The following is a 24,748-nucleotide window of genomic DNA, read 5'->3' on the forward strand; positions in this document are numbered from 1 at the left end:
TTGATCGTCAGGGATGACGCAGCAATTGCCCCACTTAATAGGAAACATTACTATTCACGCCCCGCCTCCCCAGTGCATCCGCGATGATCCCGCAGCCGCCCCGCAGAACAGGCTTTTTCGAACACTACGAAAAGTTGATCGGAACCTGGACGCGCCGCCTGAGGAACCGTCAGCAGGCCGAAGACCTGGCCCACGACACCTTTGTGCGGGTGCTGGAGTCCGCCTCCAGCCGGGTTGAGCAGCCGCGTGCCTATCTGCACCAGACAGCGCGCAATATCGCGGTTGACGCCTACCGTCGCGAAGACCGTCGCGAGGCGATGACGCTGCAAGCCGTTGAACAGCGCTCGCCCCATACCGGCGACCCTGAGCATTACATGCACGCGATTCAGCGTCGGGTTCTGACCGCGCGTTGATTCAAGCGATCGCCGCTCCCCCTGTCCAGGGTGAGCGGCGATTTGCGTTGTGCCGTGGGCAGGGAAATTTCCCGGTTCGCTCTTCGTTACGCAAGACCTCCTTCCTACCCCTAGTTGGATGTTTTCAACACGTCGAGGAACCGATTGCCATCGCTCTGCCACACAGCAAAGGCCTGCTGGTGCAGACCTGCGCCACGATTCACCCATCGTTGGCAAGGCTGCGGCAGCAAGGTATCGCCCTAACTCAGCACTGGAGTACCCCATGTCGGTATCCGCATCCAATCAAGCGTTCGCCTCATCAACTGACAACCTGGCGCAGACTCGCGCAGACGCACAACCCAGCGCGGTGGCCAAGGCTGCGGGCGCGGCGGGCCCGAGTTTCGAGCAGTCGGCGAGTCAGTCCGGCCCGGTTTTCGACAGCGCAGCGCAGTCGCGCAAACCAGGCTTCAATCCAGGCCCGCCCCCACGTCCCAACCCCACACTGCCGGATCCTCTTTACGGAAAACAGAGCAACGAGCTGTTGGCCCAGGGGCTATTGAATAAATACGACAAGTTCAAACCCTGGTACGCACCGACCGTCACGCCTGAGCATATAAATAATATGGCAGGTCGACCCTTGACCGGGTTTTCGAAGGTGGACGAGAACATCAGGCTTGCCAGGGAATTGCTCAAGCGCCCGGGCCTGATGCAGGCCCTCGATCGAAATAATGGGACGGGGGCTCTGGATAAATCCCTGTCTAAACAAGACATCAGCAAATTCATTCTTTCGTCGAACCCACTCAAGCTTCAAGACGACAGGCAACTTGCCCAGAATGTCTTGAATAACTTTAACGCGTTGAAAGGGCCGTGGTGGAGCGCCGATAGAAACGCCATCGACGTCAACACCTTCGCAAAGTTTGCGTCGCGTCCGCTTTATGGTCATGGACCCACCGACAGCATTACCCAGCTATCGCGAGAAGTCATGGCGCGTTCGGAGTTGAAGGGCTCGATGGATAACGTCTTCGGGTTCCTGCGCGATGGCAAGATCACCCGGGACGACCTGTATCGGCTCTTGCGCTAATACCTGGCCCAATGCGTCGCATCGGTTGGTAGACACTTGGCCAGGAAATCGCTCCGCAGTGATGCTGGAACCATTTGCAAGTATTTACCACGAAGAAAGCATCCATTGGCGTGACCCATGGATGCCTTCGTTTACTGGAACAGGTAATGGCCTATGAATTCGACATCATTTGAACCTCGCCAATCTCACTCCCAGTACGCTGTTGCAAACCTGCCCGCTCCGGCAACTACGCTACACGGCCTGGGCTCATCTCAAGCAAAGGGGCTCAATCTCACGTCGTCACCCAAGTTCAGTTTCAAGGCGCCTACGACTGAAGACTTCGATAGGGGCTCGCGAGCCGTAGAGGACGGGCCGGCGCCTCGGTCAGCAGTGTCATTGCTCGAAGCGCTGTGGAGCAAATTGTCACGCCGTCAATGACAGTCAACCCACTGACGTCGCTGGCTGGTCACAAATGTTCAAGGTTTACCGGGAGCAGGCTGGCGGCTTGCCGGAACCATTATTTTTAGGTTGCCACATATTCGATACTTGCCTCGCGCTGACCGTCACAGCGCTTTTGAAGACGGAGCACTCGAGGTCCAAGTAATGCAATCTAAATAAGGTGGGAATCAACATGACTAACGGGATAAATACTTCAGGCTCTGGATTACCGCATCTGCAGAATTGGACTGCCGGTGCGAATCAGGCGCCTGCTCCAGCCGGTGGTGGTTACGCGCGGCTCAGCGTCGTGGACAAGGCGTTGGGAACCCAGCAGCCGCTCGGAACGACCTCGAGTTTTGCCCCCGACAGCTTGATGGTCAATGGCGCCAGCCGGCATTTTGACGGCCAAGGGCTGTATGGCGGAATGTCAAATGTGGGAAATCCCTATATCAGTTCGGACGACCGCCTGCTGGCGACAGATCTGAATAACAACTTTTCCATGCTGGATAAGTTCAAGAAAGATGGCCACCTGACCCAGAGCGGACTGCAACAAATTGCCGCTGAAGACGTGCACAAAAGCAGCGTCTCTGAACGCACCATCATGTTGGTCAGGGAGATACTCAATCGCCCCAGGCTCAACGAGGCGATTCTAGTCGACGGCGGTAAAATCACGCCTGAAAGCCTGGCCAATGCATCTGACCTGGTCGTTGGCAACACCAACCCCAATACCCAAAGTGTGGATCCATTCCATTCGAAAACCAATGCACAAGTCGTGCAAGCGTTCAGGGGCATGTTTGATCAACTGCGGGATAAATCCGAAGACTACACCTTCTTTTTCGAGAAGCACCGATACGTCAAGACAGACACACTGATCGAAATGAGCAAAGATCCTGACGAGACCGACAAGAACGGTAATGTCGTACGGGACCCGGCGACTGGGTTCCCCAAGAAAAAATACAGCGAGCAGCAGGTATACGTCGCCAAGAACATTGTTGAGCGACCAGGATTGCTCGACTCCCTGGACAGCAACAAAGCGAACGGCACCAACATTTTTGGGAGCCACAACATTGATGGCTGGCTGAAGAACTACAGCATCGATCGATGGTTGGAAAACGATAAGAAAGAAAAGGGTAACTGAAGGCGTCGCAGGTATGAGCGGGGTGGCAAATCAGGCCGCTCATACCGGCGAGCGTTTATACACGCACTATCTTGCCGCTGATCGCCACCGCTGCCAGCAACCCACCGATCAGCAGGAACGCGGTTGCCACGCTGCTGGCATGGGCAATGAAGCCGATCACTGCCGGCCCGGCCAATATGCCCGCATAGCCCAGCGTGGTGATGGCGGGCACGGCAATATGTTCCGGCATCACCTTCTGTTTGCCCACGGCGGTATAAAGCACCGGGACGATATTGGAGCAGCCGGCGCCCACCAGCGCATACCCAAGCAGCGCCATTTCCCAGGCGGGGGACAGCGTGGCCAGGAACACACCGGCCGCTGCCAACGTGCCACCGGCCACGATCACCCAGGTAGCGCCCAGGCGCCGCACAATCACGTCACCGGTCAAGCGCCCGGCGGTCATGGTCAGGGCGAATGCCGCGTAGCCGAGGCCTGCATAAGCTTCGTCCAGGCCGCGTTCGGCACTGAGGAACACCGCGCTCCAGTCCAGTACTGCGCCTTCGGCCAGGAAAACGATGAAACACAAGCAGCCGATAAACAGCACCACGCCATGAGGAATGGCAAACGCCGGCCCTGAGCTTTCACTGCCATAGGGGAGCAGATGCGGCCTGGCCTTGAGCAGTGCCACTGCCATGATGACGATCACCACCAGGGTTGCCTGCAGCGGCGACAAGCCCAGCCCCAGCAAGCCGGAGACCCCCGCCGCACCGACGATCCCACCCAGGCTGAACAACCCGTGGAAGCCCGACATCATGGTTTTCCCGCTGGCGCGTTCAACGATCACCGCTTGCAGGTTGACCGTCGAATCCACCGTGCCCAGCCCTGCGCCAAACAGGAACAACCCCGCCATCAGCAGCGGAATCGAACTGACGGTGGCCAGCATCGGCAGCGCCAGGCAAATCAAGACCGTGCCGGCGGTCAACACACGCCGGCAGCCAAAGCGTGACGCCAACACCCCGGCCACGGGCATGGCGAGGATCGATCCTACCCCCAGGCACAATAGCAACAGGCCCAGTGTGCCTTCGTTGAGTTGCGCGCGCGCCTTGGCGTACGGCACCAGCGGTGCCCAGGCCGCGATGCCGAAGCCTGCGATGAAAAAAGCGATACGGGTCGACATTTGCTCCAGCCGCCCGGGAACCACGGGGGCGGAAGTGGGGATGGCAGTCATGAATAATCCTTGGTGTTGCGTTCAACGAACGATGTCCGGCGTGACATCCTTGCACATCAGGCCTCGTCGGGCGAGCCGGGTTCCCTTGGGATCAGCGAGCGGCCCGTGACGGTATTTCCAGCCTGAAGGTGTCGCGTGTGTAGAAGTGGGCGTTCTGTAATACGCTGTTGCTCTCTCTTTCAGGCTACCGACGAACAGACCGATGACTTTTTTCAGGCAGCTTACAGCGTGACTCGGTTTTATGACGCGCGCGGCAATATCTATGGGGTAGCCAGCCCCGATTATTTACGTCGCCGGGGTGTTGACCTGCCCGACAGCGCCGACCTCGCCGCGAGTGCCCGCCAGGCATGGAGCGCATCGGCCATCGCTGCCGAATGCGGGTGGGGAGCGGTGTCGCCGGCGCCCGGTGCCAAGGCTCATCGCTGCGACGGGTTGCTGGTTGGGCCGTTTCAGGCTGCGCCACCTTTCGATCTATTGATCGTCAATACTGACGGCAGCCTCGCCGAGCGCAGTGGCAACGGGTTAACCATCTTTGCCCAGGCATTGACCGACCAAGGCGTTATGTCAGAAGGCTGCGAGTTGCGGGTGCATCACGATAAAGCGGATGCAGTTTCCCCGATGGTCACGCGGGTGGAGCCTGCGGGGTACCAGCAGGTCGAGGGCTTTTGGCTGGATCTGGGGCAACCGGGTTTCGGCCCATCGGCAGCCGGTGCGGGAGTGGATAGCGGTGTGGCGCAGCAGGGTGAGTTCAGTCACGTGGCCGCGTTGGCGGCGATAGACCCGCAATGGGATAGAAGCCAGTTCGTGCGGGTGGGCAATCCCCATTGCGTAACACTTGTCGAGCAGATGGCGGCATTGCCCACCTATCTCGCCATGCATCAACCTGCACTGTTTGAGCGATTGCAAGCGATCGCCTTCGCTCCGCCTGTGGGCAGCGGTCGTCCCTGTGTCGCGGGGGTCAATTTGCAATGGGCCGCGCGTGCGTCGGGTAATCAGGTAATCGCGCGGGTGTTCGAGCGCGGCGAAGGGCCTACTGCGTCTTCGGGTACCAGCGCCAGCGCGGTGGCCTGTGCGGCATGGCGAGCAGGTTGGGTCGGCGCCGGGGAAGTGGCGGTGGTGATGCCGGGCGGCACGGCGCCAGTACGTCTGCGGGTTGAAGCTGAAACATTGTCGAGCGTCAGTCTTTTCGGGACCGCGCATTCACTGGCGTAAGCAATTTTCATGGTGATGTGGGTCAGCTATTTCCTTAATGGATAGTTCTATTTGGAAGTGTCGAAGTAAGAATTTTCTTATTGTTGATAATTTGTTTATTAAACGAATTTCTTATTTTGTAAAAGATACTTCCAACCTCGTCGTACGAAACTTCTTTTTTATTTTCCAAGGGCCGAATTTTCCCTGAGATCGCTAAGCTTCAGGGCGTTCAGGCGCTTTTTCTCGGCCAGTATTCGGCAGTCAACGAGGAGAGCTTTTAATCAGCGAGTTATTGATTGGCGGGTAACAATGGATGGTTGACGCGTTTGTTTCGTCACGTTTCAAATTAATGATTCACGGCGTCACTGCCCACTTGCAGGTACTTGCTTTCAAAGGCAGTGAGTGTCTTGATCAACCGTATTTCATCCAGGTGCAATTCGTCAGCGAAAGCCCTGACCTGGATCTAGAGGCGTTGCTTCATCAGCCGGTCTATCTGTACCTGGGCGAAACGGAGCAAGGCCTGCACGGGTTGGTCTATACCATCGGCCGCGATGCTCCGGGTGCCCGGCTCACCCGTTATCACCTTACCCTCGCGCCCCGCCTGGCCTGCCTTGCCCATCGCCGCGACCAGCGGGTTTTCCAGCAGCGTAGCGTGCCGCAGATGATTGCCAGCGTTCTTGAACAGCACGGCATTCTGGCAGATGCCTACGCCTTCGAGCTCGGCCCGGTGGTTTATCCGCCTCGGCTCTTTTGCGTGCAGTATGCGGAAACGGATCTGCACTTCATCCAGCGCCTGTGCGAGGAGGAGGGTATCCATTACCACTTCCGCCATAGTGTCGACGCTCATCTGCTGGTGTTTGGGGATGATCAAACCGTATTTCAGCGCCTGCCGATGCAGCGATACTGCTCGACGATCGATCCGCTGGCCGCAACGAAGGGTATTCACCGCTTCGATGTACGCCTGCAGACCCGCAGCCGGCGAACGGTGCGCCGCGACCATGACTTCGAACACCCGTCGCTGCGGTTGCAGGATACCGCCGGCGGTGTACCGGACGCGGCGCTTGAAGACTACCGTTACCCAGCCGGTTTCACCGGCCATGCACGGGGGGCGCAACTGGCGCGTCGCAGCCTGGAGCGACATCAATCCGACCGCCATTGTGCGTCAGGCAAGAGCGACCAGCCCCTGTTGCGCAGTGGCCATTTTCTTGAGTTGCAAGGCCATCCGGATCCGGTCTGCAACGACCTGTGGTTGCTCACCTCGGTGCGTCACGAAGGCTATCAGCCACAGGTGCTGGAGGAAGCGGCAGCCGATACAGACACCTTCGTCGGGTATCGCAACCGCTTCACTGCGACCCCTTGGCGTGCGGTGCATCGGCCCCCGCTCAAACATCCCAAGCCGTCCATCAACGGCAGCCAGACGGCGACTGTTACAGGGCCTGCGGATGAAGAGGTGCACTGCGATGCCTATGGTCGAGTGAAGGTGCGGTTTCATTGGGATCGCCTGGACCAGACGGATGACAAGAGCAGCTGTTGGGTAAGGGTTGCCTCCGGGTGGGCCGGTGCCGGGTTTGGCGCCATGATGATTCCACGGGTGGGCATGGAGGTGTTGGTAACCTTTCTGGAGGGCGACCCGGACCAGCCATTGATCAACGGTTGCCTGCCCAATGCATCGCAGATGCCGGCCTATTCCCTGCCGCAGCACAAGACCCGCAGCGTGTTGCGCAGTCGCAGCGTCCCCGGGGGCGCGGGCAGCAATGAGCTGCATCTTGAAGACCGCCGTGGTGAAGAGCTGATCTACCTGCGAGCCCAGCGTGACCTGGAACAGCAGGTGGGCCATGACAGCCGTTTGGAAGTGTTCGGCGAGCGCAGTGAAATCATCCGAGGCTTGAGCACGGTGCGTCTTGAGAGCGGAGAGCAGCGCCACATCACGGGAGACCGCAGTATTGCGCTGACGGCAAACGACCATCTGGCCGTGCAAGGCGACAGCCACACCCAGGTGACACAGGTGATGGTGATCGAAGCCGGTCAACAGATTCACCTGAAGGCGGGTGCCAGCCTTGTCATCGATGCAGGCGCGCAGTTGAGTTTCAAGGCAGGCGGCGAGCATTTGCAGATTCAGGCCGGCGGGATTTTCAGCAGCCGGCCAATCACTGTCGGTGGGGCGCCATCCGCTGCACGGTCGGCCAGCCCTTCCTCTGTTGCGGGCGCTCCCGAGGCTTCCGTTGTGCAAGGCCTCATCATGGAAATGGCCCGCCAATTGGACGCGGATTTTTGCCCCATATGCGAGCGTTGTCGCGAAGGTCAATGCGATATCACCGGGAGGGCCGCGTGATGCAAGACGTGCCTTATCAATGGATGGCGCAACAGCAACAAGCGGGGCGCAGTTTGTGCCTGATACTCGAAGCGAACAACGAGCACTGCCAGGCGCTCATGGCGGCGCGCGACCTCTCGCAGTATCGCCCACTCTATAGCGAAACAGCAGTAGTGGAACTGGCGAGCAAGGGCCCCGTGATCCTGTTATTGGATCGGATGGGGGAGCCTGCGCTGGCCAATCATCTGCAGAACCCTGAGGCAAACCGGGGCTGGCTGGGCAGTTTACCCAGCGACGACCTGGTCGCTGTGACCCGACATTGGCGGGAGCGACTGCTGGTCGGGCCAGAAGGCAAAAAGGCCCTGTACCGTTTCCACGACAACCGCACCCTGGCCCGTGCCCTTGCATATCTGCCGGCAGAGCAATGGCCCATCTACCTGGGCCCGCTGACCAGCGTGTGCTACTGGCATGAGGGCCGTTGGTGCAGCCACGACAATCCCGCGCCGGGCGAGTATGCGGTCCCCGATCCCGCGCCCTGGTTGCAGGCGCCCAACCCTCAGGCCGCGACCATTCTGCAGGCCAATATCCTGCGCTACCTGCTGGCTGAACACAGTGAAGACCTGGCTGCTCTGGTGGAGTTTCACGACCCCAGGATCTGGCTGGCCCAAGTATTGGAGCAGGCCCGAAGCTGGCAATGGCGTTCGCCTGAGCAACTTGAGTTTCTGGTGGTGGGCCGGTTGGAAGAGGCGACTCGGGGCAGTGTCATTCGGTGGCAGCCGTTGGAGGGGGAGGCACCGACACAGCATTTTGAACGTGTGCTGGAGCAGTGGCGCAAGGAGGCGCTCGGGGATGAGTAGGTGGATGAGAGGTGCATTGCTGGCTGTTGGAGTGGCGTGGCTTGCGGGCTGTGCGGGGAGGGCGGCGGATAGCTTTACGCTGGAGGTGGATTTGCCGGCGGGATTTGACGTGTTAGGCGACGCTTCATATGCACCTGCATCAGGCGAAGTCTGCAAACTGCCTAAAAGAAATGGCAGGCGTCCTGAACTCAAGATATTCAAGGCTGCCAGCAAGCCCGTCGGCAACAGGGCTAGTTTTGAAGTGCCCCTCACGGAGCAAGTAAATGGCTGCCCCTTAGTATTGCGCCGCCTTGTTTTCGCAATTAATGCCAATTGGGGGCAGCGTTGGTCGGACATCGGAAGGGACTATGCCCTCATCTATTTCCACGATAGATGGGAGGCTGGAATGCCTGTGATGCCTGAGAACGGAGTCCAGGAGCTTCCCGGGCAATGCCAGTGGTTATTTCGTACCGCTGGCCCTAAGCACGCCATTCTTAAAATCCTTTGGTGCAAATCACTGGATGCTGCTGGAAAACTCAAGAGGGCCCGGCCTGGCGGGCATGTGCACCGTGACGGATTGTCCGGGAAGACGTTAAGAATGGTATTGGCATTTACAGAGGAAGAAGAACCGGCTGTGGCTGATAACTGGGTAAAGGTTGCCGGTGGCTGGAGGCGTTGCAGGGGCGAAAGCGAGGAGGATCTATTCGCGTTTTGTCGCGGGAATGTAGTCGACTTCAAGCGTTTCAAGATGCCAGATGGCCGCCTATGCGACGTTTATCCAGCGTGTAATTAATAATGGAGAAACCTCATGAAACAGAATGCATGGAAGCGACAGTTTTTTAACGACAGGATGCCTGCTTGCCCGTTGCGCGGCGATTGGTTGTCCTTTTGCCTAGTAGATGAAACGGGGAACGGCAAGGCCTATGGCGGCCTGCCTTACACTCTCCTGGACAGTGCAGGGCAGCAATACAAAGGGCGTTTGGATGGGAGCGGGTTTGCCAAGCTAGAGGGTATTTATTGTGGCCCGGTAATCCTTTTGATGGACGAGCCTTATTCGGGAGGAGAAGCGCCTTACCGCCGGCTTATGTCGCGGCCTAATTACGCGTTACCCATTACGGAGCTTCAAGTACGCGCAGAGCAAACATGTTTTCAGAACAAGGATGGTCAGCGTGTCGAAAATAACCCGGCACGGCAAAAAGCAGATCGTTTTCATCAGGTGGAGGTCAGTGATCTGGTTCGGTACAAAGCCCACTTACCTCCGCCGTCGTCTGAAGCTCGCCGTCCCACGCACAATACGCTCAGGCTGATGGCGGACCTGGGATTCGGTCCTCCGGAATCCTTATTCAAGGGGTTGGCGCTATTGCCGAACCAATTTACGGTATTGGAGATACGTCCTCTACGAGCGCTACGGCCGATCATTTCCACGGATGATCAGTTTTGTGCATTGAACCTTTACCAGCTGGCGCTTATGGCCACATTGAGCTACTGCGAATTTGGTCAAGATCCTCCAACGGGAGATGGGGATACGGTCAGTTTCCCGCTGAATCCTAGTATAGGAAACGTGTTTGTAGAGCAGTTGTCGTGTTACCGGGAGGCTTGGAAGTTCGACTCAGAACAAGTGCAGCGGTTTTATCCATTGTATGAAGACGTCGCCTACTCCCGTCGCTTTGAGATTTTGCCCTTTGATCCTCTTTTGTATGAGCGCAATCAACCGCCTGGTGAGCATCCGGAGCGTATACATTTTTTTAACGACGTTGAATCCGGCACTGACACTCAAGCTTTCATTTGTCATCACGATGAAGTTGTCCTCATAGCTGTGCGTGGTACGGCCAGTGGCGCAGATGCCTTGCGCGACGCAGATGCTCATCAAGTCCCTTTCGTCGAAGGTGCAGGTAAAGCTCATCGAGGTTTTTACCAAGGATTTAAGGCCCTGTATCATTTTGTCCTGGATTACCTTTCGCGATACCACATTGATCAACGCGTGGTCATCTGCGGCCACAGCCTCGGCGGCGCGATTGCCTTGCTACTTGCTGAAGGGCTGCGCCGCATCCCGGACGCCAACTACAACATCCTGCTCTATACCTACGGTGCCCCCCGCGCCGCCGATTCCGAATTCACCGCAGGCGCCCGCGCCCTGGTCCATCACCGAATCGTCAACCACAATGATCCCGTCCCCAGTGTGCCGGCGCCGTGGATGAACACCACTGTCAAACTCTGGGTGCCAGGCGCCGTCACCTTATTCAGTGCCCCCACCGCCGGCGGCTTGTTGTTTGCCGCTGGCCTGGTACGCGTCGGTGGGAGTGCCTACCAGCACCATGGTGAACAGCAGCACTTCATGCCGATTAGACTTGCCGATGGCACGCAGGCTTCGGTGTTGTGGAAACCTGGCTGTGAGTCGATCCAGGAGGGTGGTTGTAATCGAGCGCTGCAGTTACACGGCGACATGCCCGACCGCGACAACCTGTTGCGGCAACTGTTCCAGGCCAACCAGCACTTCATGACCGCCAGCTACATTCCCGCAGCCTGGGCGACATTGCGGCGCTGGCAGCAAACCCTGGAGAGTCAGGGCCCTCTGGTGACCGCGCGGGAATTCGAGCTGCTGGATCGCGCCCTCGAAGACATGCGCGAGCAGTTGAGGACCAAACGCCGCGAGCTTGCCCGATTGCGCCCGGCCAATGACCGTACCCATGAGCACAACGACGCCTTAAACGCCGAGATAGACCGCTTGCATACCAGCCGCGAGCGCCTGGCCAGCCTGCGCTGGCGCCGCCTCGATGCGCGCGATGTGTACGGTAGCCATGCCCACGGCGCCAACCTGCAACTGGGTCTCAAACGCTGGTTCACTCACCGGGAAAACTGCGCCTTGTCCCAGGTAGCCAGTGTTCCGTCACCCCTCCACAGCGACCGGGGAAAAGCGCAAATACTGGACATCGACGCGATCGTCTAGCTCAGTGCATTACACAAACTCCACCTGCGCCGGCTGACGTTTCATCAGCACCTTGCCGTTGCGGATCGAATACAACGGCAGGCCCTGGCTGCGAATCACCTCATAGTCACTGTCTGCCGAGAGCACCAGTAGGTTGGCCGGTCGACCGGGTTCCAGGCCGTACCGGTCGCCCAGGGCCATGGCCTTGGCGCTGTTGTCGGTGACCAGGTCCAGGGCGTTCTGCAGGTTGCGGTAGCCGAGCATATGGCAGATGTGCAAACCGGCTTCCAATACGCGCAGGATGTTGCCGTTGCCCAAGGGGTACCAGGGGTCGACGATGGAGTCCTGGCCGAAACATACGTTCATGCCAGCTTCGAGCAGTTCGTTGACGCGTGTGACCCCCCGGCGTTTGGGGAAACTGTCAAAGCGGCCTTGCAAGTGGATACTTTCGGTGGGGCAGGAGACGAAGCTGATGCCGGAGTGACCCAGCAGGCGAAACAGTTTGGCGCAGTAGGCGTTGTCGTAGGAGCCCATGGCGGTGGTGTGGCTGGCGGTGACGCGAGCGCCCATGTCGCGGCTGCGTGCTTCCTCGGCCAGCACTTCGAGAAAGCGTGAGTGCGGGTCGTCGGTTTCGTCGCAGTGGACATCCACCAGGCAGCCGGTGCGTTCGGCCAGGTCCATGAGGAACTTCACCGAACTCACCCCTTGATCGCGGGTGTACTCGAAGTGGGGGATGCCGCCGATGACGTCGGCGCCCAGGCGAATGGCTTCTTCCATCAACTCACGGCCATTGCGGAAAGACTCGATGCCTTCCTGGGGAAAGGCAACGATTTGCAGGTCGATCAGGTGCGAGCTTTCTTCGCGCACTTGCAGCATGGCTTTGAGCGCGGTGAGGTCCGGGTCGGTCACGTCGACGTGGGTGCGCACATGCTGGATACCGTGGGCGGCGAGGGCCTGGATGGTTTTTTTGGCGCGGGTTTTGGTGTCTTCCTCCGTGATGGTGGCTTTGCGTTCCCCCCAGCATTCGATGCCTTCGAACAGGGTGCCGCTCATGTTCCAGCGTGGTTCGCCGGCGGTAAGGGTGGCGTCCAGGTGAATATGCGGTTCGACGAAGGGCGGGATCACCAGATTGCCGGCGGCATCCAGGTCGCCGGTCATTAAGGTCGGAATGCTTGTTTGTGCAGTGATGCTGGCGATCCGGCCATGTTCCAGGTGCAGATCATGCAGGCCTTCACGGTTGCGCAGGCGGGCATTGATGATGTGCATGGGCAAGTTCCTCTTGGCTAAATTCAATCAGGCGGCCATCAGGTTACCATTGGCAGTGCTCAGGCTCATGCCGGGGCGTCGGCCAGAGGTTCGCGCACGCGCAGTAAAGCAATGAGCAGCATGTAGGTGAGCGACGCGGCAGCGATCCCCACCAGCGGTGCGACCCAGGGTGAGTTGAACGCCAACAGCGTGCCCACCGCGTACGCCGCCAGCCCGGGCCAATTGAACGCGGGCAGGCGGGCATCCGCCAGGCGTGGGTACTGGCCGCGATAACGGTAGAAGAAGTCCGCCATGATCACCCCGCCAATCGGCGGAATCACCGTGCCCAACAGGATCAGGTACGGCACGAGCATGTCGTACATGCCCAGCAAGGCGAGCAGGGTGCCGATCACTGCACCGGCCAGGGTCACGGTTTTGCGCCGCCGGGTGCGCAGCAGGTTGCAGCCGGCGACGGCAAAGTTGTAGATGGTGTTGTCCTGAGTGCTCCAGATATTGAGCAGCAGCATGGCCATCGCCGCCATGGCGAAACCCTGCAGCAGCAAGACTTCCACTACGTCCGGCTGCTGATAGACGATGGCGCCGTAGGCTCCGATCAACACCATCAAGCCGTTGCCGATAAAAAAGCCGATCAGGCTGGCCAGTACCGCGACCTTGGCCGAGCGAGAAAACCGCGTCCAGTTGGTGGCCTGGGTCGCGCCGCTGACAAAGGTGCCGAACACCAGGGTGATCGCGGTGGACAGGTCCAGCTCGGCGGTCGGCACCACCGCCAGCAGGCCGTCCAGCCCGCCAACCTTTACAGTCGCGACCCACATCGACAGCACCAGCAAAATGCCCATGGCGGGCACCGCGATGTAAGACAGGATTTCCAGCCCGCGATACCCCACGTATGCCGTGGCACAGAACACCAGGCCAAACACCACCATCAATGCCAGCACGCTGCCCTGGCTCAGCTCGAAATACTTGCCCAGTACCACGGCGGCCGTGGCGGTGCCCCAGGCATACCAGCCAATCTGGGTGAAACCGAGGATCAGGTCACTGAGCTTGCTGCCGATTTCACCAAAGCAGAAACGCCCCATCAATACCGAGTTCAAACCACTTCTGAAGGCGATGTAGCCCAGGCCCGCGGCGTAGATACCCAGCAGCAGGTTACCCAGGGCCACAACGCCGAGCATGTCGGTAAAGCTGAACGCCACCCCCAACTTGCCGCCGGCAAACATGGTCGCCGTAAAAAACGTGAACCCCAGCAGCACCATGGCCGTGGAGGCCAGGCCCTTGCGCGCATGCAGGGGCACTTCGCTGAGCGGGTAATCGTTACCGGATTCTTGCTGGGTCATGTGCCTTGCTCCCTGGATAATGACGCAGGCCTGTTGCACCGTGCGTGCCAAAACGGCGGCGCGGGTGCATGCACCTTGGGGCGCCCGGTAGTTATAGCCAAACGCAGGGAAGTCGTCGGCGCAAGGGGAACTGCTGGCCCATCAAGCGCGAAAGCGGTGCAGCCGTGATACAAATTGGATCAGTGGATGGCAGGCGTAAAAAAACCACGCGCAGGTGGTTTTTCCAACAGTCCAGGGCTTACTCGCCGCGATAGATACATCCGCTGGTGCACGTCTCATGGATGCGAATCGCGCTGAGTTCCGGCAGCAAGGGTTTCAATTCAGTCCAGATCCACTTGGCCAGCACTTCGCTGGTGGGGTTTTCCAGGCCGGGGATGTCGTTGAGGTAGTTGTGGTCGAGACGCTCGTAGAGCGGCTTGAAAATCGCCTTGATTTCCGAGAAGTCGCGAATCCAGCCGGTATGGGGATCCAGGTCGCCGCTCAAGTGGATCGCCACCTTGAACGAATGCCCGTGCAGGCGTCCGCATTTATGGCCATCGGGGACGTGGGGCAGGCGGTGGGCGGATTCGAACGTAAACTCTTTGAAGATTTCCACGGTATTTTCAGCTCGGTCAGGTATCTGGCAGGCGGCGAGTTTAACAGCTTGACCCGTCGCCGCGCATACCGCTGGGTCAAAGTGCTTGCAAACGCTCGCCCAGTCCACCGTTGTCCGCCAGATGCAGAAACTCGTCGCCCAACCGCCGACTCTCGCTCATTGCCGTCTGCCAGTATTTGTTGCGACTTTTGTCGTCGCCCATGAAGCGCTTGAAGTCGCTACGGTCCGGCAATTTGCCGTGAGGCAGACGGGCCAGGTAGTCCCTGGACGGTGCCAGCAGCAAGACATCCTGCAAACCCTGTGGATTGCTGCGCCGCCATGGCAGGCCTTTGTCGAACCAGCCGGGAATGACCCGGTCGGTAAAGTGCGGGTACAACACGATATCGTCGCCGCAGTAGGGCAGGTCGAGGTGGTAGTCCAACAAGCCGCCGTCGCGGTAGGTTCCGGCGCCCGCACCGGGCAGGTCGCGTACGCCCTGCATCACCATGGGAATCGAGCCGGACGCCAGCAGCGCCTGGCGCAGGTTGGCCATTTCCAGTGCAAGGAAGCGCGACGGAAAATCCTTCAGCGGGTGCACCGGAGGCGCCTGACGGGGGTCGTGGACGATCAGGCGTTCGAAATGCCGCGACAAGCGCGCGCGGCCGCGCAGGTTATCGGCGATCACCGAGGACAGGCCCAGGCCCAGCCGGCCTCGGTGGTCATCGGCGAGCAAGCCGTGGCTTTTCACCACCATGATGTTCAGGCGGTAGTCGGGGTTGTCCAGCACCTGTGCATCGCGGCCGGCCAGCAGGTCGTCGAGCATACGCTCACAGCTCTGGCTGACTTCGGTCATGGTCACGCCTTTGGCAAAACGCTGTTCGTTATACAGGCGGCCCAGGTCGAGCAAGCCTTGCACCGGGTCGGGCAGGCAAGCGCTGGCAAATCGCCAGGAACCGATGGACGCACCGATCAGCGCGCGCTCCCGAGGCGCACGCGCCAGCCAGTCGCCGAACAGCGCCAGGTCAAGGCCCTGAATGCCCAGGGCCTTGGGGCCGCCGGCCGCGCCGGGAAGGATGCCTACGTCAGCAGGCGCAAGGCCTTGCTCACGAATACGGGCGAAGGCGCGCGTGCCGGCCTTGAGCGTCAGGGCGGGGAATTTGATGTGAATGGCGGTCATACACGTCTCGGGCAGGGGCGAGGGTGCTCGCGAAAAACGTTAACGATAATGGTTGTATCCAGAGTAAACAGTATGGCGTGGGAGATCGAAGCGAAATTGCCATGGTGGCAATTCAGTTTCAGTTAAGTTGCCGCGCGTACCGTGATCAGGTGTAGGAAAAACATCCTGAAACGGAGACTCATCATGAAGCGCCTTACAGCGCTGGTCGCCGCCGGTATCATTGCATCCTCGATCACGCAGGGCTGGGCAATGGACCCCGACAAACCGCTGAAATTGCCTGGCACTGTTACCATTGTCGCCTTCGATCAGCTTGAAGCCACGGCCCTGGCCTTGCATCCGGGTTCCACCTTGCTGGGCACTGACCTGGACGAGGAGTACGGCAAGTACGTCTACCAGGTCGAACTGGAAGATGCCCATGGCCTTGAGTGGGACGTTGAATTGGATGCGCTCACCGGGCACGTTCTCAAGAATCATCAGGACACGTAATGACGCTATATCGACGCGCCGGTAGTCTGGTGCTGCTGGCGCTCCTGGCCTTTTGCTCAAGCCTGGCTGCTCGCGATCTCAATCAGGATGAAGCCTTGGCGCTGCGCCAGCAGGGGGTGATCCTGCCGCTGGAGGACCTGTTGCATACGGCCATGTCACGCTACCCTGGAGCCCGGCTGCTGGAGGCGGAGCTGGAGAAAAAGCACGGCGAATATGCCTATGAAGTGGAACTGGTGACCACCGAAGGCGTGGTGCGCGAAATCAAGCTCGACGCAACCAACGGTACATTGATCAAAGATAAGGAAGACTGATGCGCCTGCTCCTGGTGGAAGACAACGTCCCGCTGGCCGATGAGCTGCTGGCCGGCCTGCGGCGCCAAGGCTATGCGGTAGACTGGCTGGCCGATGGGCGCGACGCGGCGTACCAGGGTCGCAGCGAACCCTATGACCTGATTATCCTCGACCTTGGCCTGCCGGGTTTGCCGGGGCTGGAGGTGCTGGCGCAGTGGCGCGCGGCAGCCCTGGCTACGCCGGTGCTGGTGCTGACGGCGCGTGATTCCTGGGCCGAACGTATCGAAGGGCTCAAGGCCGGCGCCGATGATTACCTGAGCAAGCCGTTTCACCCCGAAGAACTGCACTTGCGTATTCAGGCGCTGTTACGAAGGTCTCACGGGCATGCCAACCAACCGACCCTGCAAGCCGCTGGCCTGCACCTGGACGAAGGCCGCCAGTGCGTGCTGCGCGACGGTGACGAGATCCAGCTCACGGCCGCCGAGTTCCGCCTGTTGCGTTATTTCATGCTGCACCCCGAACAGATCCTGTCGAAAAGCCATCTGGCAGAGCATCTTTATGACGGCGAGACCGAGCGCGACTCCAACGTGCTGGAAGTCCACGTCAATCATCTGCGCCGCAAGCTGGGGCGCAGCGTGATCGAAACCCGGCGCGGCCAGGGTTACCGGTTTGGCGCCAGCCCTGCATGAAATCGATCCAGCGGCGCTTGAGCCTGGGGTTGATCAGCGTGCTGGTGATCGTCGGCGTGGTGCTGGCGCAAACCAGCCTGTGGCTGTTCGAAGCCGGTTTGCAGCGTTATCTGGAGGCCGGCCTGCGCAACGACAGCGAAAACCTGCTGGTGGCGCTGGTGCGTGGGCCCAACGGCGTACAGTTGGATGAGCATCGCCTGTCGCCCGCCTATCAACGCCCCTTCTCGGGGCATTACTTCCGCATCGATTTTGCCGACACTCACTGGCGCTCCCGCTCCTTGTGGGACCAGGAATTGCCGACACTCCCCGAGGCCGGGCTCAAGGGCAACCTGCAACTGGGGCCTGAAGGCCAGAAACTGCTGGTATTGCGCTCCGACTACAAACGCTTCGGCCTGCCGATCTCCATCAGCGTGGCGCAGGACTACACGCCGGTACGGGAAAGCTTTCGCCTGATGCGCCAGATCGGCCTGGTACTGGGGCTGGCGGCATTGCTGGTGGTGCTGGTATTGCAACGGATCACCGTGCGCCGCGCCTTGCGCCCGTTGGAAACTGCGCGCAATCAGATTGCTCAGTTGCAGCAGGGCCAGCGTTCGCAACTGGACACCCAGGTGCCGCTGGAGCTGGAGCCGCTGGTGGCGCAGATCAACCATTTGCTGGCACACACCGAAGACAGCCTCAAGCGCTCGCGCAATGCTCTGGGCAACCTGGGGCACGCGCTGAAAACCCCATTGGCGGTGATGTTGAGTGCGGCGTCGAGCGAGGCACTCAGGGATCAGCCGCAGTTGAGCAAGTTGTTGCGCGATCAGCTTGAGCAGGTGCAGCAGCGCCTCAACCGCGAGCTCAATCGCGCGCGCCTGGCTGGCGAAACCCTGCCGGGGGCGTTGTTCGACTGTGAAAAAGAACTGCCGGGGCTGTTGGCCACCCTGAACATGATCCACGGCGAACACCTGGACCTGCGCTACCACGTCGCCCCCGGCCTGCAACTGCCCTGGGACCGTGAAGATTTGCTCGAGTTGCTTGGCAACCTGCTGGACAACGCCTGTAAATGGGCGGATGCCGAAGTACGACTGAGCGTGAGTGAGACGCCGCACAGCTACCTGCTGGCCGTCGAAGACGATGGCCCCGGCATTCCCGAGACCCAGCGTGACCAAGTGTTCAGCCGTGGCGCACGCCTGGATGAGCAGGTCGACGGCCACGGTCTGGGGCTGGGCATCGTGCGCGATATCGTCGAGGTGTGGGGCGGGACGTTGCAGTTGCAGGAAAGCGAGTTGGGCGGGCTCAAAGCGTTGATCGAATTGCCCAGGCGGTAGTGCCGATTTAAAAATGTGGGGGGGGCTTGCCCTAATGCCAGTCAGTTAAGGCGACACCGAACCTGTGGCGAGGGAGCTTGCTCCCGCTGGACTGCGCAGCAGTCCCATTGTTTGGGGCCGCTTCGCGCCCCAGCGGGAGCAAGCTCCCTCGCCACAAGTTAGTTCTCGCTCCTGCTACTTCTTAACTGACTGGCATTAGGGCTTGCCCCCGATGGCCATAGGTATCTACACAACTAGCATCAGCCTACGGTAACCACGATGCGAAGCGAGCCGCTCTTGATCTTGCTTTTGATCTAGGCGCCCCGTTAAACCACACTGTCGGATTACGGGCACACCGAGCCGGGGCGAGGTGCCGAGTGGTGGGGCAAGAGCGTTTTGCTTACTTTTGCTTTTCAAAAGTGAGACGCCGTAAGGGCGGAACCCATAGCAGCCGTTACCGCAGCAACGGATATGTACTCGCTCAGATCCAACATCCTGGTCGGCTGTCAGGCCGTCATCGGGGGCAAGTCGAATCGTCGCACCGCCCTCCCACATTGGATCTGCGCCAGGATAAGAGTGGTTACACCCTGAACTGGTCCATCAACCCCTGCTGCTGATTCGCCAGGCTGTTCAACGCCCGGCTCACCCGCGCCGATTCATTGGCCTGTTCCGACAGCGACTCCGTCACATCCCGAATGGTCGCCACGTTGTGGTTGATCTCTTCGGCCACCGCGCTTTGCTCTTCGGCGGCGCTGGCGATTTGCAGGTTCATGTCGCTGATCACGGTCACGGCGTCACCGATCTGGCGTAGCGCGGTGACGGCCTGGCCGACCTGTTCGACGCTGCCTTGGGCCTGGCGGTAGCTGTTGCCCATGGCACCGACCACTTCCTCAGTGCCGCTTTGCAATTGTTCGATCACCACGCGGGTTTCTTCCACCGACTCCTGGGTGCGCCGTGCCAGGTTGCGCACTTCGTCGGCCACCACGGCAAAGCCACGGCCGGCCTCACCGGCGCGGGCTGCCTCGATGGCGGCATTGAGCGCCAGCAGGTTGGTCTGCTCGGCGATGCCGCGAATCACTTCCAGAACCGAGCCGATTTTTTCGCTGCTGCTGGCCAGGCCTTCAACCTGCGCCATGGCCGTACTCATGTCAGCGGCCAGCAGGCCGATGTTGCTGGTGGTCTGATCGATCACGGTCAGGCCATCGCGGGTGGATTGGTCGGCATCGCGGGCGGCTTGCGCTGCCTGGGCTGCGCTACGGGCGACGTCCTGGGCGGTGGCGCTCATTTCGTGGGAAGCGGTGGCCACCTGGTCAACCTGGCGATACTGCTGCTCCATGCCGGCGCTGGTTTCGCTGGCAATCGCGGCGGATCGGTCGGCCGTGCCACGAGCGTCCTGCACCGAGCGTTTGACCTCGGCGATGATCGGCTGCAGCTTGTCGAGGAAACGGTTGAACCAGCCCGCCAGTTGGCCCAGCTCGTCCTGTTTGTCGTAGGCCAGGCGGCGGGTCAGGTCGCCTTCGCCGCTGGCGATGTCCTGGAGCATGTGCGCTACACCGAGGATCGGCCGGGTCACGCTGCGCGCCATCAACCACACCAGGATCAGACCGACCACGGCGGCCAGCAGGCCCAGCCCGAGTTCCAGCAGGGTGCCCTGGGTATTGTCGGCATCCAGTTGGGCCTTGAGCGCCTCGGCCGGCGCCACCAGGACTTTTTTCGGTACGTCCAGCAGCACGCCCCACGGCTTGCCGCCGGGGATCGGGGCAAAGGGCGCCAGCACTTTGAGTTGCTGATCGCTACGCAGGCTGCGGGTTTGTGTGCTGCTGGCCAGGGCCGTGATCAACTCTGCGCCGTTGGCCGTGTCGACTTGGTCCAGGCGCTGGCTGAGCTTGCTGGCGTCCGGGCTGTAGCCGGCAAGCAAGCCGGTGGGGCTGAGGATACTGACGTGGGTCTGGCCGTCGTACAGTTTCTGGCTGGCCTGTTGGCTCACGGCCTGCAGGCTGTTGAGGTTGATGTCCACCGACAGCGAGGCAATGACCTTGCCGTTGACTATCAGCGGAAAGACGATACTGGTCATCAGCACATTCTGCCCGTCGATCACATAAAAGTAAGGCTCGATCACGCAGGGCTTGAGGGTGGTGCGCGGGCAGGTGAACCAGGCGTTGGCTTTTTCGCCGCTGGGGCCGACGGAGGTGTCGCTCATGTCGCTTTCGGGCAGCGCCATGGAGGTGATTTTGCCGGGCGTCGGCTGCGACCAGTACAGGGCGAAGCGGCCGGTGTCGTTACTGCCCAGTTCCGCCTGGTTGGCGAACAACTCATCCTTGCCGTCCAGCGCATTGGCTTCGAACACCAGCGACAAGCCAAGCAGGTCGGGGTTGGCCTGGAGCGCGGCCCTGACCTGACGGGTCAGGTCTTCGCGGGTGTCGAAGGCGTCGAGAAAGCGTTTTTCCGCCTGCTCGCGCAAAAATAGCACCTGGCGGGAAAACCCATGGCCGTACTGATAGGCATCCATGAACTGCTGGCGAATGCCCAGCGCCTGCACTTCACCTTGAGCCTCGATGCGCGCCTGGGCGGCCTCATCGAGCATCTGCATGCTGGACGCTTTGACCTGCTCGGAACTCTGCGCCATGCGATACAGCGACAGACCCACCAGCAGGGTCACGATCCCCAGCAGGCAGAGGCCCGCGAGCAGGGTGATTTTCCATTGAATGGAGAGCTGCCTGAGCGACATCGGGACATCCTTTACCTGAATACACATAGAAAAAATTGTTATCGGCTGCGCTGGTTTTTTCTTTATTCAAACATTCAATTTAACCCTAAAAACGGCGTCGCTTTTTGACATGGCCGCCCGGCTGCTGCAAAGTGCGCGGCCTCTAATAAGACCTCTTTGAGCCCGTACGCCGACAGCACCTTCAATGGCCGCTGAGGCGCGGGCATGCCTGTCTTTTATGTTTCTGTCTTGAGGTAACCATGATTAATGCTGTTATCGCCGCGGTCGGCACCATGCTGGTGCTCAGCCTGTCCCGCGTGCATGTGGTCATCGCCATCATCGTGGGCGCCCTGGTGGGCGGCTTGACCGGTGGCCTGGGTATCGACGCCACGCTCAAAGCGTTCAACAGCGGTTTGGGCGGCGGTGCGACGGTGGCTTTGTCCTACGCATTACTCGGCGCTTTCGCGGTGGCGATTGCCAAATCCGGCCTGGCCCATGCCCTGGCGGACAAAGCGCTGTTGTTGGTCGATCGCCAGGAAGCCAGCGGCGGCAATCACGTCAAATGGCTGTTGATCGGCCTGTTGTGGGCGGTGGCGATTGCTTCGCAGAACATCCTGCCGATCCACATCGCGTTCATCCCGCTGCTGGTGCCGCCGCTGTTATATGTATTGACCAAACTGCAACTGGATCGCCGCCTGATCGCTTGCGTCATGACGTTCGGCTTGATCACGCCCTACATGTTCCTGCCGGTGGGCTTCGGCAATATCTTCCTCAACCAGATCCTGCTGGCCAACGTGGCCAAGAGCGGCGTGGACATCAGCCAGGTCAACGTAACCCACGCCATGAGCCTGCCCGCACTGGGCATGGTGGTCGGCCTGCTGGTGGCGGTGTTTATCAGCTACCGCAAAAAGCGCGTGTACGACCTTGAGAAAATCGAGCGTGTCGAGCAGGTGGCGGTGCAGTACAACCCGTTGACCCTGCTGGTCGCCGGCCTGGCGATTGCTTCGGCGTTCATCATTCAGTTGTGGCTGGACTCGATGATCATCGGTGCGCTGGCCGGGTTTCTGATTTTCTCGGTGTCGGGCATCGTGCGCTGGCGCGACACCGATGACCTGTTCACCGAAGGCATGAAGATGATGGCGATGATCGGCTTCATCATGATCGCCTCGTCGGGCTTTGCCGAAGTGCTCAAGGCCACCGGTGATGTGCGCTCGCTGGTGGAGGCCTCGGCGGCGTTCATCGGCCATAGCCGTGGAGTAGGGGCGCTGTTGATGCTGCTGGTGGGGCTGTTGGTGACCATGGGCATCGGTTCGTCGTTTTCCACGGTGCCGATCCTGGCCGCGATTTTTGTGCCGTTGTGCGTGCAGCTGGATTTCAGCCCGCTGGCGATCGTGTGCATCGTCGGCACCGCCGGGGCCTTGGGTGACGCCGGTTCACCGGCGTCGGACTCCACCCTCGGGCCGACCTCCGGCCTGAATATCGACGGCCAGCACCATCATATCTGGGACACCGTGGTGCCGACCTTCCTGCACTACAACCTGCCGCTGCTGGCGTTTGGCTGGCTGGCGGCGATGACGCTCTGAGGCGTCCATCGTGGCGAGGGAGCTTGCTCCCGCTGGGCTGCGAAGCGGCCCCAAAAGCTGGCGGGCGCTGCGCACCCGAGCGGGAGCAAGCTCCCTCGCCACAAGAGAGTGCTCTAGAAAATTGACGTTTGGCCGCTAACCTCTCAAGCCGCCCCTAATAAGAGAGAAAAGCCATGCGTCTGAGCCTCAAGGCCAAAGTCCTGACCCTTGCCATAGTGCCGGTGTTGCTGTTCGCCCTGGTGATCAGCCTGACCACCGTGTGGATACTTCAGGGCCAGGCGCGCAACGAAGTGGATGAAACCCGCCAACGTCTGCTCAATGACGCCAAGGCCACTCTGCACAGTTATGTCGAGGTGGCCCTGACCACCATCAAGCCGTTCTACGATGCGGCCGCCCCCGGTGATACGGCAGCGCGGGCGCAGGTGGTCAAGTTGCTGTCCAACACCAGCTACGGCAAGGACGGTTATTTCTTCGGCTACGATTCCGAGACCATTCGCCTGTTCAAGGGCAACAGCCCGGACGGCGTGGGCAAGAGTTTCAAGGACAACCGCGACCCCAACGGCGTCTACGTCAACCGCGACCTGGTCAAAGTCGGCAAGGACGGTACCCACTACCTGCAATACAGCTCGACCCAGCCCGGCCAGACCGAGCTGGTGCCCAAGCTCGGCTATACCGAATACCTGCCCAAGTGGGACATGGTCATCGGTACCTCGGTCAACCTGGATGGCATCGATGCTCAGGTTGCGGTGGTCGAGGCCAAGGTAGAGAAACGCATGGAAGGCGTACTGTTGAGCATTCTCGGTCTGGCGGTCGTGGTATTGCTGGTGATTGCTGCCGTCGGCCTGCTGGTGGCCAACACGATCCTGCGCCCACTGAGCCTGATGAAGGCCAATCTGGACGATATCGCCGCCGGTGAAGGTGACTTGACACGCCGCCTGGCCATTACCAGCCAGGATGAGCTCGGCGACCTGGCCGGCGCGTTCAATCGGTTTGTCGACAAGATCCACGGCCTGGTCCGCCAGATCACCGAAATGACCGCGCAACTCACCGGCCTGGTGAGCCAGGTGTCCGAGCAAGCCCAGCGCTCGGAAACGGCCATGGAACGCCAGCGTCACGAAACCGACCAGGTCGCCACCGCGATCAATCAGATGTCGTCCGCCGCCCATGAAGTGGCGCGCAGTGCCCAGGGGGCCGCCGTCGCCGCGCAGCAGACCGATGCCGAGGGCCAGGCCGCCAAGCGTGTGGTGGACGGCAGCATCGCGCAGATTCACGCGCTGGTGAACGATATCCGCAGTAGCGGTGTGTCCCTCGACAGCCTGCAACAGGACGTGTCGTCGATTGTCAGTGTGCTGGGCGTGATTCGCTCGATTGCTGAACAAACCAACCTGCTGGCGCTCAACGCGGCAATTGAAGCTGCGCGGGCAGGGGAGGCCGGACGTGGGTTTGCGGTGGTCGCCGATGAAGTGCGCGCCCTGGCCAGCCGCACCCAGACCAGCACCCAGGAAATCCAGGGCATGATCGACCGCCTGCAAAAAGGCACCGAAGCCGCCGTGGATGCCATGCGCCGCTCCAGCGATGCTGGTGACGGCACGTCGGCCCAGGCCAACCAGGCCGGCGCGTCGCTCGACACCATGGCCCAGTTGATCGGCACCATCAACTCGATGAACGCGCAGATCGCCAGCGCCGCCGAGGAACAAACCGCCGTGGCGGAAGAGATCAACCGCAGCGTGCACCAGATTGCCGTGGCGGTGGACAGTGTGGCCGATGAAACCCAGCTCGGCGCCCAGACTTCCCGCAGCCTGGCGGACCTGGGCCAGCGCCTCGGGCAGTTGGTGGGCCAGTTCAGGATCTGAC

General features: G+C 60.4%; 19 protein-coding genes and 4 pseudogenes. 15 read left to right on the forward strand and 8 right to left on the reverse strand.

Annotation, left to right across the window (positions count from 1 at the left end):
- Positions 1-83 precede the first annotated feature (83 nt).
- The 3 genes and pseudogenes from C4J85_RS09090 to C4J85_RS09105 form a co-directional block, all read left to right on the forward strand.
- Positions 84-389: pseudogene (locus tag C4J85_RS09090) on the forward strand (sigma factor); the annotation flags it as partial.
- Between the two features lie 286 nt (positions 390-675).
- The gene (locus C4J85_RS27650; RefSeq protein WP_256657892.1) at positions 676-1,473 is read left to right on the forward strand and encodes a hypothetical protein; all 798 of its coding nucleotides are present in this window, start codon (positions 676-678) and stop codon (positions 1,471-1,473) included.
- 610 nt (positions 1,474-2,083) lie between these two features.
- Positions 2,084-3,028 carry a hypothetical protein gene (locus tag C4J85_RS09105; protein WP_256657893.1) on the forward strand — a complete coding sequence of 315 codons (945 nt, stop codon included), beginning with the start codon at positions 2,084-2,086 and terminating at the stop codon, positions 3,026-3,028.
- A gap of 55 nt (positions 3,029-3,083) precedes the next feature.
- Here C4J85_RS09105 and C4J85_RS09110 read toward each other — a convergent pair whose 3' ends face one another.
- Complete coding sequence (locus tag C4J85_RS09110; RefSeq protein WP_124406801.1) at positions 3,084-4,235, reverse strand: MFS transporter; 1,152 nt, start codon at positions 4,233-4,235, stop codon at positions 3,084-3,086.
- Positions 4,236-4,463: 228 nt separating this feature from the next.
- Between C4J85_RS09110 and C4J85_RS09115 the strand changes: the two genes are divergently transcribed.
- From C4J85_RS09115 to C4J85_RS09135, 5 genes are all read left to right on the forward strand, one after another.
- On the forward strand, positions 4,464-5,447 hold the full coding sequence (locus C4J85_RS09115; protein WP_124409484.1) for a diaminopimelate epimerase: 984 nt from the start codon (positions 4,464-4,466) through the stop codon (positions 5,445-5,447).
- A gap of 292 nt (positions 5,448-5,739) precedes the next feature.
- A complete protein-coding gene (locus C4J85_RS09120) occupies positions 5,740-7,758 on the forward strand; it encodes a type VI secretion system tip protein VgrG (RefSeq protein ID WP_124409485.1) in 2,019 nt (672 codons plus the stop codon).
- Positions 7,758-8,594, forward strand: coding sequence for a DUF4123 domain-containing protein (locus C4J85_RS09125; RefSeq protein WP_124366526.1), 837 nt, complete (start codon positions 7,758-7,760; stop codon positions 8,592-8,594). Before C4J85_RS09120 ends, C4J85_RS09125 begins: the two co-directional genes overlap by 1 nt.
- A gap of 4 nt (positions 8,595-8,598) precedes the next feature.
- Entirely contained in the window at positions 8,599-9,366 is a 768-nt protein-coding gene (locus tag C4J85_RS09130) for a hypothetical protein (RefSeq protein WP_372240618.1), read from the forward strand.
- A 15-nt stretch (positions 9,367-9,381) separates the two neighbouring features.
- Positions 9,382-11,520 carry a lipase family protein gene (locus tag C4J85_RS09135; protein WP_124409487.1) on the forward strand — a complete coding sequence of 713 codons (2,139 nt, stop codon included), beginning with the start codon at positions 9,382-9,384 and terminating at the stop codon, positions 11,518-11,520.
- A gap of 9 nt (positions 11,521-11,529) precedes the next feature.
- Here C4J85_RS09135 and codA read toward each other — a convergent pair whose 3' ends face one another.
- From codA to C4J85_RS09155, 4 genes are all read right to left on the reverse strand, one after another.
- The gene (codA, locus tag C4J85_RS09140; protein ID WP_124366529.1) at positions 11,530-12,765 is read right to left on the reverse strand and encodes a cytosine deaminase; all 1,236 of its coding nucleotides are present in this window, start codon (positions 12,763-12,765) and stop codon (positions 11,530-11,532) included.
- A 65-nt stretch (positions 12,766-12,830) separates the two neighbouring features.
- Positions 12,831-14,099 (reverse strand): cytosine permease, encoded by a 1,269-nt coding sequence (gene codB, locus C4J85_RS09145; RefSeq protein ID WP_124370262.1) that lies wholly within the window; start codon positions 14,097-14,099, stop codon positions 12,831-12,833.
- 238 nt (positions 14,100-14,337) lie between these two features.
- Positions 14,338-14,694, reverse strand: a complete 357-nt coding sequence (queD, locus tag C4J85_RS09150; RefSeq protein ID WP_017736453.1) for a 6-carboxytetrahydropterin synthase QueD — start codon at positions 14,692-14,694, stop codon at positions 14,338-14,340.
- 76 nt (positions 14,695-14,770) lie between these two features.
- Entirely contained in the window at positions 14,771-15,850 is a 1,080-nt protein-coding gene (locus tag C4J85_RS09155) for a patatin-like phospholipase family protein (protein WP_124409488.1), read from the reverse strand.
- A 183-nt stretch (positions 15,851-16,033) separates the two neighbouring features.
- Here C4J85_RS09155 and C4J85_RS09160 point away from each other — a divergent pair, with 183 nt between their 5' ends.
- From C4J85_RS09160 to C4J85_RS09175, 4 genes are read left to right on the forward strand one after another with little or no spacing between them, the layout of a single operon-like run.
- Positions 16,034-16,336 carry a PepSY domain-containing protein gene (locus C4J85_RS09160; protein ID WP_124362102.1) on the forward strand — a complete coding sequence of 101 codons (303 nt, stop codon included), beginning with the start codon at positions 16,034-16,036 and terminating at the stop codon, positions 16,334-16,336.
- Positions 16,336-16,647, forward strand: a complete 312-nt coding sequence (locus C4J85_RS09165) for a PepSY domain-containing protein (protein WP_124362103.1) — start codon at positions 16,336-16,338, stop codon at positions 16,645-16,647. The genes C4J85_RS09160 and C4J85_RS09165 overlap by 1 nt, the downstream gene beginning before the upstream one ends.
- On the forward strand, positions 16,647-17,315 hold the full coding sequence (locus C4J85_RS09170) for a response regulator transcription factor (RefSeq protein ID WP_124409489.1): 669 nt from the start codon (positions 16,647-16,649) through the stop codon (positions 17,313-17,315). Before C4J85_RS09165 ends, C4J85_RS09170 begins: the two co-directional genes overlap by 1 nt.
- Complete coding sequence (locus C4J85_RS09175; protein ID WP_124370265.1) at positions 17,312-18,625, forward strand: sensor histidine kinase; 1,314 nt, start codon at positions 17,312-17,314, stop codon at positions 18,623-18,625. The genes C4J85_RS09170 and C4J85_RS09175 overlap by 4 nt, the downstream gene beginning before the upstream one ends.
- A 61-nt stretch (positions 18,626-18,686) precedes the next feature.
- On the opposite strand, the pseudogene C4J85_RS27915 reads toward C4J85_RS09175, so the two are convergent.
- The 3 genes and pseudogenes from C4J85_RS27915 to C4J85_RS27925 form a co-directional block, all read right to left on the reverse strand.
- Positions 18,687-18,782, reverse strand: a pseudogene (locus tag C4J85_RS27915) (N-acetyltransferase); the annotation flags it as partial.
- A gap of 402 nt (positions 18,783-19,184) precedes the next feature.
- Complete coding sequence (locus C4J85_RS27920; RefSeq protein WP_372237494.1) at positions 19,185-19,940, reverse strand: methyl-accepting chemotaxis protein; 756 nt, start codon at positions 19,938-19,940, stop codon at positions 19,185-19,187.
- A gap of 102 nt (positions 19,941-20,042) precedes the next feature.
- Positions 20,043-21,359: pseudogene (locus tag C4J85_RS27925) on the reverse strand (HAMP domain-containing protein); the annotation flags it as partial.
- A 215-nt stretch (positions 21,360-21,574) separates the two neighbouring features.
- Here C4J85_RS27925 and C4J85_RS09185 point away from each other — a divergent pair.
- The 3 genes and pseudogenes from C4J85_RS09185 (at position 21,575) to C4J85_RS27935 (ending at position 24,747) form a co-directional block, all read left to right on the forward strand.
- On the forward strand, positions 21,575-22,894 hold the full coding sequence (locus C4J85_RS09185; RefSeq protein ID WP_164487879.1) for a Na+/H+ antiporter family protein: 1,320 nt from the start codon (positions 21,575-21,577) through the stop codon (positions 22,892-22,894).
- Between the two features lie 173 nt (positions 22,895-23,067).
- Positions 23,068-23,889 (forward strand): annotated as a pseudogene (locus C4J85_RS27930) (cache domain-containing protein); the annotation flags it as partial.
- A 102-nt stretch (positions 23,890-23,991) separates the two neighbouring features.
- A complete protein-coding gene (locus tag C4J85_RS27935) occupies positions 23,992-24,747 on the forward strand; it encodes a methyl-accepting chemotaxis protein (protein WP_370004746.1) in 756 nt (251 codons plus the stop codon).
- Position 24,748: the final 1 nt, after the last annotated feature.

Origin of the sequence: Pseudomonas sp. R4-34-07 (assembly GCF_003852375.1) — a bacterium.
Classification (GTDB): domain Bacteria; phylum Pseudomonadota; class Gammaproteobacteria; order Pseudomonadales; family Pseudomonadaceae; genus Aquipseudomonas.